The organism is Candidatus Allofournierella excrementigallinarum, assembly GCF_944388085.1.
Classification (GTDB): Bacteria; Bacillota; Clostridia; order Oscillospirales; family Ruminococcaceae; genus Allofournierella_A; species Allofournierella_A excrementigallinarum.
In genome coordinates this window covers 22,058-34,522 of record NZ_CALXHK010000010.1, presented here as the reverse complement: position 1 = coordinate 34,522, position 12,465 = coordinate 22,058, and the positions used below count along the sequence as shown (strand labels likewise).

Sequence of the window (12,465 nt, the reverse complement as noted above, 5' to 3'; positions counted from 1 at the left end):
AGAACGCGCGGCCTTTTTCTTTTGCACCTTGCATTTTTCGACGTCCGGTGGTATAACGGTGATGGTAGAACCCACCGGGACGCCTCGCCCCGGCGCAAAGTGAGGAGGCTTTTTAAAGATGAAACAAGCTATGGCACTGGCCCTCGCTGCGGCGATGGCCCTTTCCCTCGCGGGCTGCGGCGAGCCCGCGTCCGCGTCCCAGTCCGTGTCTCAGCCGGCCAGCGTGTCCCAGCCGGAAAGCGCGTCTCAGCCGGCGTCCGCTTCCCAGCCGGAAAGCGCGCCCGTAAGCGTGCCCGCCCCGACGGGGGAGAGCTATTTTGACGCCAACGGCATCCCTGTGCTGGACGAGCCCTCGAACTTCGAGGTGCACGCGATCGCCTACGACATGGAGGACAGCACCATCCAGCGCCCGGTTTCCGCCAAGGGCACGGCCCATGCGGTGGTGGCCGACAGCGAAAAGGAGGGTTACAAAAAGGTCATTCTGTATGTATCGGTCACCTGCTCCGGCTTTGAATACAACGAGCAGGGCGGCCTGGACGAAAACCTGAGCTACCACAGCGGGTTCTATGACCTGTACACCGGCCGCGCGCTGCCCACCCGCAGCACCACCGACGACACGACCTACGATTACACCACCACCGTGGAGGTGGACGGCGTCTCCTACGATCTGTATTACAGCAAGGACGTGCGCTGGCACTGGGAGTCTCCGGACGGTGTGGAGGTGTTCCGCTTCTGCGATCAGACCATCACCTTCGAGGTGCCCAAGGCTTACGACGGCCTGGTCTACTGCGCCACCGACAAGGTGAGCTATGACCTCTCCACCTACAACGAGGAGATCGACGAGAGCGAGTATTACGCCATGGACCTGCTGAACGATGAAAGCGTCGCGGCGGACACCACCGTGTTCTTCCGCTTCGGCACCGACATCCCGGCCTGAGCCGCCCCTTCCGGGCCGCGCTTTTCAGCGCGGCCCTTTTTTCGTCTCAAAAACTTTACAAATTGTTTTGTGACGCGGCGCCGCCGGGGGAGTATAATAGGAACAGTGACAGAAAGCGACCAAAAGGAGCGTGAAGGAAATGGAACAGAACACCACCCTCATCCTGGAAGGGGGCGCCATGCGGGGCCTGTTCACCTCGGGCGTGCTGGATGTGTTCATGGAGAACGACCTGTATTTCCCCCAGGTGGCGGGGGTTTCCGCCGGGGCGCTCAACGGCGTGAACTATGTGTCTCACCAGCCGGGGCGCAGCCGGGCGGTGAATCTGGACTATGTGAATGACCCCCGGTACATGGGCGCGAGCCACCTCATCAAGGATTTCAGCTATTTCAATTTCGACTTTCTGCTGGGCGAGGTGAGCGAGACCCTCAATCCCCTGGACTTCGACACCCTCTATTCCTCACCCCAAAAGCTGTGGGCAGTGGCCACCGACTGCCGCACCGGCGGGGCGGTGTTCTTTGAGAAAAACCAGCCAGGGCTGGACTTCATGGACGCGGTGCGCGCCTCTGCCAGCCTGCCCCTGATGGGCCGGATGGTCAAGGTGGGGCGGGACGTGTGCCTGGACGGCGGCGTGGCCGACCCGGTGCCCCTGCCCGCCGAGCTGCCGGTGCCCTGCGGCAAAACGGTGCTGGTGCTCACGCGGCAGGCGGGCTTTCGCAAGGGCGGCCAGCACCGGGTGGTGCGCCGGCTCTACCGCCGGCGCTACGGCGCGCACCCGGAGCTTCTGGAGGCCTGCCTGTCCGGTCCCGAGCGCTACAACCGGCGGATGGACGAGATCGACCGGCTGGAAGAGGCGGGCGAGATCTTTGTCATCCGCCCCGACGGCCCGGTGACGGTGAGCCGCGCCGAGCGCAGCGTGGAAAAGCTGGACGCCCTCTACCGCCGGGGCCGCGCCGCCGCCGGGGCGGCCCTGCCCGCCATGAAGGCGTTTTTGGGCCTGGAATAAAAACGAAACGCAGCGCCCCCGGGCCCTTCGGCCCGGGGGCGCTTTTGCCTGCGCTATGGGGAGGAAAGAAGAAATTATCTCACAGCACCCGCACCCGGATGACCGAGGGGATGGCGGCCAGCTGATCGGCCAGGGCGGCGTCCATGCCGCCGGTCACGTCCAGCATGGTGTAGGCCATTTCTTTTTTGCTCTTGTTCACCATGTTCTCGATGTTCAGCCGGCTCTCGGTGATGACTGCGGTGATGGCGCTGATGAGGCCGGGCTCGTTCTTGTGGATGACGCACACCCGCCTGCCCGCGGCCCTTGCCTGCACCACTTCCGGCATGTTCACGCTGTTCACGATGTTGCCGTTCAGCAGGTAGTCCGCCAGCTGGCTGGCGGCCATCACGGCGCAGTTCTCCTCGCTCTCGGGGGTGGAAGCGCCCAGATGGGGGATGCAGGTGACGCCCGGCACCCCCAGCAGCTCGGCGGCGGGGAAGTCGGTGACGTAGGCGGCCAGCTGGCCCTCGGCCAGGGCTGCCAGCAGGTCGGCGTTGTTCACCAGCTCGCCGCGGGCAAAGTTCAACAGCCGCAGCCCCGGCTTGCAGGCGCGGAATACGCCGGCATTCATGAAGCCCTTGGTCTGGGCGTTGGCGGGCAGATGCAGGGTGATGTAGTCGCACTGGGCCACCAGCTCGGTCAGGCTTACGCTGTGGCGCACACCGCGGCTCAGATTCCAGGCCGCCTGCACCGAGATATAGGGGTCATAGCCGTAGACCTCCATGCCCAGATGCACCGCCGCGTTGGCCACCTTCACGCCGATGGCGCCAAGGCCCACCACGCCCAGCTTTTTGCCCGCAAGCTCCGGGCCCACGAACTGGCTCTTGCCTTTTTCCACCAGGGCCGCCACCGCGTCGCCCTCGCCGGCAAGGCCCTGGGCCCACTCCATGGCGGGCAGCAGGTTGCGGCTGGCCAGCACCAGGCCGCCGATGGTCAGCTCGGCCACGCCGCCGGCGTTGGCGCCGGGGGTGTTGAACACCACCACGCCCGCCTCGCTGCATTTTTCCACCGGGATGTTGTTCACGCCCGCGCCCGCGCGGCCAATGGCCAGCAGGCTTTCGGGCAGTTCCATCTCGTGCATCTTGGCGCTGCGCACCAGGATGCCCTGGGGCGCGCCGGCCTCGTTATCCACTTTGAACTGGGCCGGGCCCAGCTTCGCCAGCCCTGCGGGGGCGATGTTGTTCAGTGTCTTGATGGTATACATAAAAGCCATTCTCCTTTTTCAGCCGTACTGTTTCACAAAGTCCTCCATGAACTGCACCAGCTTGGCCACGCCCTCGGCGGGCATGGCGTTGTAGATGGAGGCGCGCATGCCGCCCACCAGCCGGTGGCCCTTCAGGTTCACAAAGCCCGCCTCGGCGGCCTTGGCGCAGAAGAGCTTGTCGGTGTCCGCGTCGGGGCTGGTGAAGGTGACGTTCATGATGCTGCGGTCCGGTTTGTTCACCGGGTTCCTGAAGAATTCCTGGCTGTCGAGATAGTCGTAGAGCACCTTCGCCTTGGCGTTGTTGCGCTTTTCCATCTCCTCGAGGCCGCCGATCTCCTCCTCGATGTATTTGAGGGTGAGGCCGGTCATGTAGATGCACCAGCAGGGGGGCGTGTTGTACATGCTGCCCGCCTCGATGAGAGTCTGGTAGTTCAGCATGCTGGGCACGTTTTCCGCCGCCTTGCCCAGCAGGTCCTGGCGCACGATGGCGATGGCCATGCCCGCCGGGGCCACGTTCTTCTGCACGCCGAAGTAAATGAGGCCGTATCTGCTCACATCGGTGGGGCGGCTGAGGATGCAGCTGCTCATGTCCGCCACCAGCGGCACCCCCTCCACCCAGGGCAGCTTTGTGAACCGGGTGCCGAAGATGGTGTTGTTCTCGCAGATGTGCACGTAGCTTGCGCCGGGGGTGTATTCAATGGCGTCCACATCGGGGATGGCGGTGTAGTTGATGTCCTTGGTGTTGGCAACGATGTTCACCTTGCCGAACTTGGCCGCCTCCTTGGCCGCGCGGTTCGAGAAGTTGCCGGTGACCAGATAGTCCGCCTGGCCGGTGGTCATCAGGTTCAGGGGCACCATGTCGAACTGGGTGGAGGCGCCGCCCTGGATGAAGCCCACCTTGTAATTGTCCGGGATGGACAGCACCCGCCGCAGCCGGGCCTCGGTGTCCTTGATAATGGCGTCGAAGGTACTGCTGCGATGGCTCATCTCCATCACGGACTGCCCGCTAAAGCCGTATTCCATCAGCTCTGACTGGGCGGTCTTGAGCACCTGCTCAAACATCATGGACGGGCCTGCGCTGAAATTGTACACTCTTGCCATTTCGTTTCCCTCCAATAGAAAGATGCCGCATCCCCCGGCAGGGAGACTGCGGTAACTTTAGTATAGTACAAAACCAAAGGGCGCGCCAGCGCAAAGATTCACAAAAAAGCGGGCGGTTTTCCATTGTGGACGCACAAAAAACACAAATGTCTTTGATTCGTGGACAAAACACGGCAAAAAAACCGGGGACGGGCAGTTCCGTCCCCGGCGGGCAAACGCCGGTTTATTTTTCCTCGTCGTCGGCGTGGGTGCACCGGGAGGCGCAGTGGGCGCAGTCGCCGCCGCAGCCTGCCGAAAAGCCCCCGTTTTTGAAGATGAAGACCAGCGCCCCGATGAAGGCGGCCGCCACCGCGGCAAGGATGAGGATGTCTCCAAGACCCATACAGCAAGACTCCTTTGAAAGAATTCAGCCCAGGCCCAAAGCCAGGCCGATGCACCGCACCAGGAAGGCCGCGCCCCAGGCGATGGCGCACTGGGCCAGCGCCACGCCCGCCGCGGCCTTTGCGCTGCCCATCTCCCGCCTCACGGCGGCGATGGCCGCCACGCAGGGGGTGTAGAGCAGGGTGAAGGTGAGGAACACGAAGGCGGTGAGGGGGGTGAACATGCCCCCCAGCGCCTGCGGCAGGCTCGTCAGGCTGGAGCCGGTGAGCACCGCCAGGGTGCTGACCACCGCCTCCTTGGCGGAAAAGCCGGTGATGAGCGCGGTGGACACCCGCCAGTCGCCGAAGCCCAGGGGGGCGAAAAGGGGAGCCAGCAGGCCGCCCAGGGCCGCCAGCAGGCTGTCCGCCGAGTCGGTGACCACGTTGAGCCGGGTGTCGAAGGTCTGCAAAAACCAGATGAGCAGGCTGGCCACAAAGATGACGGTGAAGGCCCGCACCAAAAAGTCCTTGGCCTTTTCCCACATCAGGCGGGCAACGCTGCCCGCGCTGGGCAGCCGGTAGTTGGGCAGCTCCATCACAAAAGGCACCGGCTCGCCCTTGAAGGCCACCGCCTTCAGGATGAGGCCGTAGACAACGCCGATGACCATGCCCATCACATACAGGCCGATCATCACCAGCGCCTTGTGGCTGGTGAAGAAGGCGGCGGTGAACATGGCGTAGATGGGCAGCTTGGCCGAGCAGCTCATGAAGGGGGTCAGCAGGATGGTCATCCGCCGGTCCCGCTCGCTGGACAGGGTGCGGGTGGCCATGATGGCGGGCACACTGCACCCGAAGCCGATGAGCATGGGCACGAAGCTGCGGCCGGAAAGGCCGATCTTGCGCAAAAGCTTATCCATCACGAAGGCCACCCGGGCCATATAGCCCGAGTCCTCCAGGATGGAGAGGAAGAAGAACAGGGTCACGATGATGGGCAGGAAGGTGAGCACGCTGCCCACGCCGGCAAAGATGCCGTCGATGACCAGGCTGTGCACCACCGGGTTGATGCCGTAGGCGGAGAGGCCCTTGTCCGCCAGGGCGGTGAGCTGGTCCAGACCCAGGCCCAAAAGGTCGCTCAAGGCCTGGCCGATGAGGCCGAAGGTGAGCCAGAACACCACCCCCATGATGGCAAGGAAGATGGGGATGGCCAGCACCCGGTGGGTGAGGATGCTGTCGATCTTCACACTGCGGGCGTGCTCGCGGCTCTCGCCCCGGCGCACCACCGACTCGGCGCACACCTGCCCGATGAAGCCGTAGCGCATGTCCGCCAGCGCCGCCTCCCGGTCGGTGCCCACTTCGCCCTCCATCTCGGTGATGGCGTGCTCCATCATGTCCTTCTCGTTTTCCGAGAGGTCCATCTTCTCCAGCATGGGCGCGTCGCCCTCCACCAGCTTGGTGGCGGCAAAGCGCACCGGCACCCCGGCCCGCTGGGCGTGGTCCTCGATGAGGTGGCAGATGGCGTGGATGCACCGGTGCACCGCGCCAAAGCAGAAATCCAGCCGCTGGGGCTTTTCCCGGTTCAGCGCCACCTGCATGGCGTGCTCGATGAGCTCGTCGATGCCCTCGTTCTTGGCCGCCGAGATGGGGATGACCGGGATGCCCAACGCCTGCTCCAGGTGGTTCACATGCACCGTGTTGCCGTTGGAGCGCATCTCGTCCATCATGTTCAGGGCCAGCACCATGGGGATGCCCAGCTCGATGAGCTGCAAGGTCAAATAGAGGTTGCGCTCGATGTTGGTGGCGTCCACGATGTTGATGATGCCGTCCGGCTTGTTGTTCACCAGAAAATCCCGCGTCACGATCTCCTCGCTGGTGTAGGGCGAGAGGGAATAGATGCCCGGCAGATCCACCACCGTGGCCTGGGGGTGCTTGCGGATCTGGCCGTCCTTGCGGTCCACCGTCACGCCGGGGAAGTTGCCCACGTGCTGGTTTGCGCCGGTGAGCTGGTTGAACAGGGTGGTCTTGCCGCAGTTCTGGTTGCCCGCCAGCGCGAACACCAGCGGCGTGTCCGCCGCCAGCGCCGTGCGCTTTTTCTCGCCGTGGCCGGGGTGGGGGATGGGCGGGATGGCCGCCCTGGGGGCGGCGGGCGCCTGGCCCGGCTCGCCCGGCTCTCCGATCTCGATGTTCCTTGCGTCCTCCAGCCGCAGGGTCAGTTCGTAGCCCCGCAGCTCCAGTTCGATGGGGTCCCCCATGGGGGCGGTCTTGCGCAGGGTCACCCGGGTGCCCGGCGTCAGGCCCATGTTCAGAAAATGACGGCGCAGCGCGCCTTCGCCGCTCACCGCCTCGATGGTGGCGGCTTTGCCCAGCGGCAGCCTGTCCAGCGTCATTGCTGCGGCACCTCCTTTACATATAAGAATCAGCATCTTCCAACGCGCACAACTATAGCATCCGAAAACGCAAAAGTCAAGGCGCGGGCCCGCCGCCCCGCCCGGGAATGACTGAATCATGCATTTTTATGCATATATATTCACTGACAGGCGCGGCCTGCGCCGCCGCCGGACCGCTTTCGAACCCCTTCGAAGCCGCGCGAAACAGGATATATGGCAATGCGAACGAGAGGACCCGCCCCCAAAAGCGTGATTTTGTTCAAAGCGACAAAAAGCTGAGAAATTCATAAAAATTCATTGACAAAGCATAAATATGCGGTATACTGATTCCAAGGTTTTCCCCACCACAGGACGGGGAGCCAAAAAACAACACCCCCGCAGCGGGGGCGCAAAGAGGAGTGTATCCATATGAAAAAACTGATCTCCGCGGTTCTGGCCGGCGTTCTGGCCCTGAGCCTCGCCGCCTGCGGCTCCACCCCCCCCGCCAGCGAGCCCGCTTCCGGCAGCACCGCCACCTCCGCTTCCACCCCGGCTTCCGCCAGCGCGGCCGCCGAGTCGAAGCAGTACATCTTCAGCGTGGACGATCTGACCGGCAAGAACATCGGCGTGCAGCTGGGCACCACCGGCGACATCTACGCCCAGGACGTGGAGGGCGCCACTGTTGAGCAGTACAACAAGTTCAACGACGCGGTGCTGGCTCTCAAGCAGGGCAAGGTGGACGCGGTCATCATCGACAATGAGCCCGGCAAGGTGTTTGTGGAGCAGAACGACGACATCACCATGCTGGATGAGGACTTCGCTGTGGAGGACTACGCCATCGCGCTGAACAAGGGCAGCGAGCTGACCGCCCAGTTCAACGAGGCCATTGCCGCCATCCAGGAGAACGGCACCCTGGACGCCATCCTGGACAAGTACATCAACGGCGTGGAGGGCGCCGAGGGCTATGTGACCCCGGAGGGCACCGAGTATCCCAACGGCACCCTGACCATGGCCACCAACGCCTACTTCCCCCCCTATGAGTACTACGAGGGCGATGAGATCGTGGGCATCGACGCCGAGTTCGCCAAGGCCATCTGTGACTACCTGGGCTATGAACTGGTGATCGAGGACATGGAGTTCGCTTCCATCATCCCCGCCATCAACAGCGGCAAGGCCGACTTCGGCGCCGCGGGCATGACCGTCACCGAGGAGCGCCTGGTGAACGTGGACTTCACCAACAGCTACTGCACCGGCATCCAGTCCGTTCTGGTGCTGAAATAAGGGCTGGCGGCCAGAGGGTTTTTGGTGTATAATGAAACGCACAAGTGTGCGGCAGAACGGGGGCCGGCTTTCCCGGCCCCTGTTCTTATACGGAGAGGAAGGAAGCCATGGGCCTGTTGCAGTCCATCACGGCCAGCGAGTTCTGGCAGAAACACATTTATCTGAATTTCATCGCGAAGGACCGCTGGAAGTATCTCACCGACGGCCTGCAGAACACCATCATCATCACCATCGGCGCGCTGATCATCGGCATCGCCCTGGGCGCGATGGTTGCGGTGATGCGGGTCACCCACGACAAGGCGGACCGGCCCGGCATCGGCCTGAGGCTGCTGAACCTTGTCTGCAAGGTCTACCTCACGGTCATCCGCGGCACCCCTGTGGTGGTGCAGCTGCTCATCATGTGGTTCGTGGTGTTCGCCACGGCGAAACCGGACCAGAAGCTGATGGTGGCCATCATCGCCTTCGGCATCAACTCCGGCGCCTACGTGGCGGAAATTTTCCGCAGCGGCATCATGAGCGTCGACCCGGGGCAGATGGAGGCCGGGCGCAGCCTGGGCCTTTCCTACGGCCAGGTGATGCTGCGCGTCATCATGCCCCAGGCGGTGAAGAACATCCTGCCCACCCTCATCAACGAGTTCATCGCCCTGCTCAAGGAGACCGCCGTGGCGGGCTACATCGCCCTGGGCGACCTCACCCGCGGCGGCGACCAGATCCGCAGCCAGACCTGGGACGCGTTCCCGCCCCTTTTGGCGGTGGCGGCCATCTACCTGATCATGGTGATGCTGCTGGAAAAGGTGGGCAAGGTCATCGAAAGGAGGCTGGCGCAGAGTGATCGAGGTTAAAGGCCTTTGCAAAAAATTCGGCGATGTACCGGTGCTGGACGGGCTGGACATCACCGTGAACAGGGGAGACAAGGTGGTGCTGGTGGGGCCCTCCGGCTGCGGCAAGTCCACCTTTCTGCGCTGCCTCAACCTGCTGGAGGTGCCCGAGGGGGGCGAAGTCTGGTTCGACGGCCAGCTGGTGAACGGCAAGGGCACCGACATCAACGCCCTGCGGCGCAAGATGGGCATGGTGTTCCAGCATTTCAACCTGTTCCCCCACCTGACGGTGAAGCAGAACATCACCCTGGCCCCGGTGCTGCAGAAGCTCAAGACCCAGGCCGAGGCTGACGAACGGGCCGTGCAGCTGCTGGAGCGCATCGGCCTGGCGGACAAGGCGGACGCCTATCCCAGCACCCTTTCCGGCGGCCAGAAGCAGCGCATCGCCATCGTGCGGGCGCTGGCCATGGACCCGGAAGTGCTGCTCTTCGACGAGCCCACCAGCGCCCTTGACCCCGAGATGGTGGGCGAGGTGCTGCAGCTGATGAAGGAGCTGGCGGCCAGCGGCATGACCATGGTGGTGGTCACCCACGAGATGGGCTTTGCCCGCGAGGTGGCCAACCGGGTGGTGTTCATCAACGAGGGCAAGGTGCAGGAGGACGAACCCCCCGAAGAGTTCTTCTCGAACCCCAAGAACCCCCGCCTCAAGGACTTCCTTTCCAAAGTGCTTTAAGGTTTTATCACGCAGACCCCGGCGCGGGGCGGCGTTCTGCCGCCCCGCGCCTTTGTGCAATTTGGGCAAAGAAATTTGGCAAATCTGCACACGCTGCGCCGGGCCAAAGCAGAAAGTGCAAACACGGCGGCTGACCCACACAAGACAAAGGCGCAAAGCGCGTGCTACAATGAAGCCAAAGAACACCGCCCCGGCCAAAGGGGCCCAAACGCTGAAAGGAAGGACGCGCAAATGAAGTTTCTGAACGTTGAGATCCCGGTGAAGAACCTGCCCGAGCTGGATCAGGGCTTTGTTCCCCTGGGCCTGTTTTTCAAGCACCACCAGATGGTTGCCCAAAAGCCCCTGTGCATCGCGGTGGAGCGCTCCGGCGGGCAGATCGGCACCTGGGAGTGCAAGGTCTGCGGCACCCCCGAGATGGCCGAGGCCGACGCTTACTATGTGGATCGCATGGTCAAGTTCCTCTTGTGGAGCTGGGGCGGCTTCAAGGTGTATATCTGCGGCGACGACGCCCTGGCCCGCCAGATCCAGAAGGCCTACACCGCCACCGGCTCCCGCGCCTTCGACAAGGACTTTATGGAGAACGTCTACGAGCGGGAGTTCCAGGTGATCAGCCTGCCCTATGAAAGCCGCCCCACCGCCTTCCAGAAATCGGAGAGCGTGGGCCGCCACACGAACGGCGCCCGCATCGGCTTTGACGCCGGCGGCTCCGACCGCAAGGTGAGCGCCGTCATCGACGGCGAGACCATCTACAGCGAAGAGGTGGTCTGGTACCCCAAGGTCAACCCCAACCCCGACTATCACTATCTGGGCATCCTGGCCGCCTGCGCCACCGCGGCCGCCAAGATCATGGAAAAAGGGCGCAAGGTGGACGGCATCGGCGTTTCCTCCGCCGGCGTCTACATCGACAACAAGTGCATGGTGGCCAGCCTGTTCCTCAAGGTGAACAAGTCCGACTTCGAAAAGAAGGTCAAGAACATCTACACCCGCGTGGCTGAGGACCTTTCCCGCATGCTGGGCTACGAGATCCCCGTGGTGGTGGCCAACGACGGCGACGTGTCCGCGCTGGCGGGCGCCATGGGCCTGGGCGAAAACGGCATCATGGGCATCGCCATGGGCACCAGCGAGGCCGTGGGCTATGTGGACGGCGAGGGCAACATCTGCGGCTGGCTGAACGAGCTGGCCTTCGCCCCCGTGGACGGCCAGCCCGGCGCCATGGAGGACGAGTGGAGCGGCGACATCGGCTGCGGCGTGAAGTACTTCAGCCAGGACGGCGTGAACAAGCTGGCCCCTCGCGCCGGCATCGAGCTGGACGAGACCGAACCCCCCGCAAAGCGCCTGAAGGCGGTGCAGGAGCGGATGGCCGCCGGCGACGGCCGCGCCGCCGCGGTCTACCGCAGCATCGGCGTGTATCTGGGCCACACCATGGGCCTCTATGCCCAGTTCTACGACATCCATCACGTGCAGATGATGGGCCGCGTGATGAGCGGCAAGGGCGGCGACATCATCCTGGCCGAGGCGGCCCGTGTGATGGACGAGGAGTACCCCGATGTGGCCTTCCGCCCCGAAGCCCCCGACGAGATGACCCGCCGCGTGGGCCAGAGCGCCGCCGCCGCCAGCCTGCCGGAAGTGAAATAAGCCCCCGCGTTGCGCAAAAAGCCCCGGGCCCTGCGGCCCGGGGCTTTTCTGCCTCCAAGAAAATACAAATTGGAAATATACTTATTACTTATTCTTTCTGTAAAAATCAATGAGCGCCTGGGTGCCCTCGTTTTCACCGCCGGCGGCGGCGAACTCCTCATACACCTTGAGCACGCTCTCCACCATGGGCAGGCTCTCGCCCCGGGCGGAAGCCTCTTCGCAGATGATCTTCATGTCCTTGATGAAGTGTTTCACAAAAAAGCCGGGGGCGAAGTCGCCCGCCAAAGCGCGGGGGGCCATGTTGGCGATCTGCCAGCTGCCCGCCGCGCCGCCGCCGATGGCCGCCAGCATCTTCTCAGGGTCCAGGCCGGCCTTCTCGGCGTAGTGGATGGCCTCGGTGTAGGCGGCGGTGGCGCCCGCCACGGCGATCTGGTTGGCGGCCTTGGTGTGCTGGCCGAAACCCGCGGGGCCCATCAGCAGCACGCTTTTGCCCATGGCGCTGAAGAAGGGCAGGGCCTTCTCAAAGGCGGCCTCGTCGCCGCCCACCATGATGGACAGGGTGGCCTCCCGCGCGCCCTTGTCGCCGCCGGAGACCGGCGCGTCCAGCACGGCGATGCCCTTCTCTTTGCCCAGGGCATAGAGCTTTTGGGCCAGGGTGGGGCTGGAGGTGGTCATGTCCACCGCCACGGCGCCGGGGCGGGCCGAGGCCAGGATGCCGCCCTCGCTGCAGAACACCTCTTCCACGTCGGCGGGGTAACCCACCATCACGAACACGAAGGCCGCGTCCGCCACCGCCTCGGCGATGGTGCGGCAGGGGATGAAGCCGAACTCGGGCGCCTTGGCGGCCACCTTCTCGTAGTGGCGGCCGTAGGCCTTCACTTCCCAGCCGGCCTTCACCAGATGCCCGGCCTGGGACGCGCCCATCACGCCGGCGCCGATCCATGCGACTTTCTGCTTTTCCATCTTCAACACTCCTTATCTCATCCGGGGAT

11 protein-coding genes are annotated in these 12,465 nt (G+C 63.8%); 6 read left to right on the top strand and 5 right to left on the bottom strand.

Annotated features, from left to right (window positions below):
* Positions 1–118 precede the first annotated feature (118 nt).
* On the top strand, positions 119–937 hold the full coding sequence (locus tag ACH2AT_RS03255) for a hypothetical protein (protein ID WP_394963582.1): 819 nt from the start codon (positions 119–121) through the stop codon (positions 935–937).
* Positions 938–1,076: 139 nt separating this feature from the next.
* On the top strand, positions 1,077–1,940 hold the full coding sequence (locus ACH2AT_RS03250) for a patatin family protein (protein WP_394963581.1): 864 nt from the start codon (positions 1,077–1,079) through the stop codon (positions 1,938–1,940).
* Positions 1,941–2,019: 79 nt separating this feature from the next.
* Here the strand turns inward: ACH2AT_RS03250 and ACH2AT_RS03245 are convergent, their stop codons facing one another.
* From ACH2AT_RS03245 to feoB, 4 genes are all read right to left on the bottom strand, one after another.
* Positions 2,020–3,183, bottom strand: a complete 1,164-nt coding sequence (locus tag ACH2AT_RS03245) for a 3-phosphoglycerate dehydrogenase family protein (protein WP_394963579.1) — start codon at positions 3,181–3,183, stop codon at positions 2,020–2,022.
* Positions 3,184–3,201: 18 nt separating this feature from the next.
* Positions 3,202–4,284 carry a 3-phosphoserine/phosphohydroxythreonine transaminase gene (serC, locus tag ACH2AT_RS03240; protein WP_394963577.1) on the bottom strand — a complete coding sequence of 361 codons (1,083 nt, stop codon included), beginning with the start codon at positions 4,282–4,284 and terminating at the stop codon, positions 3,202–3,204.
* Positions 4,285–4,507: 223 nt separating this feature from the next.
* Complete coding sequence (locus ACH2AT_RS03235) at positions 4,508–4,666, bottom strand: FeoB-associated Cys-rich membrane protein (RefSeq protein WP_394963575.1); 159 nt, start codon at positions 4,664–4,666, stop codon at positions 4,508–4,510.
* A gap of 24 nt (positions 4,667–4,690) precedes the next feature.
* Complete coding sequence (feoB, locus tag ACH2AT_RS03230; RefSeq protein WP_394963573.1) at positions 4,691–7,027, bottom strand: ferrous iron transport protein B; 2,337 nt, start codon at positions 7,025–7,027, stop codon at positions 4,691–4,693.
* 408 nt (positions 7,028–7,435) lie between these two features.
* Between feoB and ACH2AT_RS03225 the strand changes: the two genes are divergently transcribed.
* The 4 genes from ACH2AT_RS03225 (at position 7,436) to ACH2AT_RS03210 (ending at position 11,473) form a co-directional block, all read left to right on the top strand.
* Entirely contained in the window at positions 7,436–8,287 is an 852-nt protein-coding gene (locus ACH2AT_RS03225) for a transporter substrate-binding domain-containing protein (RefSeq protein ID WP_394963571.1), read from the top strand.
* A gap of 107 nt (positions 8,288–8,394) precedes the next feature.
* On the top strand, positions 8,395–9,129 hold the full coding sequence (locus tag ACH2AT_RS03220) for an amino acid ABC transporter permease (protein WP_394963569.1): 735 nt from the start codon (positions 8,395–8,397) through the stop codon (positions 9,127–9,129).
* A complete protein-coding gene (locus tag ACH2AT_RS03215; protein ID WP_394963567.1) occupies positions 9,116–9,838 on the top strand; it encodes an amino acid ABC transporter ATP-binding protein in 723 nt (240 codons plus the stop codon). The genes ACH2AT_RS03220 and ACH2AT_RS03215 overlap by 14 nt, the downstream gene beginning before the upstream one ends.
* 231 nt (positions 9,839–10,069) lie before the next feature.
* Positions 10,070–11,473: an ROK family protein gene (locus tag ACH2AT_RS03210; RefSeq protein WP_394963565.1), complete on the top strand. Its 1,404-nt coding sequence runs from the start codon at positions 10,070–10,072 to the stop codon at positions 11,471–11,473.
* 84 nt (positions 11,474–11,557) lie between these two features.
* On the opposite strand, the gene ACH2AT_RS03205 is transcribed toward ACH2AT_RS03210, so the two are convergent.
* Entirely contained in the window at positions 11,558–12,436 is an 879-nt protein-coding gene (locus ACH2AT_RS03205; RefSeq protein WP_394963563.1) for an NAD(P)-dependent oxidoreductase, read from the bottom strand.
* Positions 12,437–12,465 lie beyond the last annotated feature (29 nt).

Excerpts from the sequence above, each read along its gene's own strand:
- ACH2AT_RS03255 (WP_394963582.1), top strand. The coding sequence starts at position 119 with ATGAAACAAGCTATGGCACTGGCCCTCGCTGCGGCGATGGCCCTTTCC.
- ACH2AT_RS03250 (WP_394963581.1), top strand. The coding sequence starts at position 1,077 with ATGGAACAGAACACCACCCTCATCCTGGAAGGGGGCGCCATGCGGGGC.
- ACH2AT_RS03245 (WP_394963579.1), bottom strand. The coding sequence starts at position 3,183 with ATGTATACCATCAAGACACTGAACAACATCGCCCCCGCAGGGCTGGCG.
- serC (WP_394963577.1), bottom strand. The coding sequence starts at position 4,284 with ATGGCAAGAGTGTACAATTTCAGCGCAGGCCCGTCCATGATGTTTGAG.
- ACH2AT_RS03235 (WP_394963575.1), bottom strand. The coding sequence starts at position 4,666 with ATGGGTCTTGGAGACATCCTCATCCTTGCCGCGGTGGCGGCCGCCTTC.
- feoB (WP_394963573.1), bottom strand. The coding sequence starts at position 7,027 with ATGACGCTGGACAGGCTGCCGCTGGGCAAAGCCGCCACCATCGAGGCG.
- ACH2AT_RS03225 (WP_394963571.1), top strand. The coding sequence starts at position 7,436 with ATGAAAAAACTGATCTCCGCGGTTCTGGCCGGCGTTCTGGCCCTGAGC.
- ACH2AT_RS03220 (WP_394963569.1), top strand. The coding sequence starts at position 8,395 with ATGGGCCTGTTGCAGTCCATCACGGCCAGCGAGTTCTGGCAGAAACAC.
- ACH2AT_RS03210 (WP_394963565.1), top strand. The coding sequence starts at position 10,070 with ATGAAGTTTCTGAACGTTGAGATCCCGGTGAAGAACCTGCCCGAGCTG.
- ACH2AT_RS03205 (WP_394963563.1), bottom strand. The coding sequence starts at position 12,436 with ATGGAAAAGCAGAAAGTCGCATGGATCGGCGCCGGCGTGATGGGCGCG.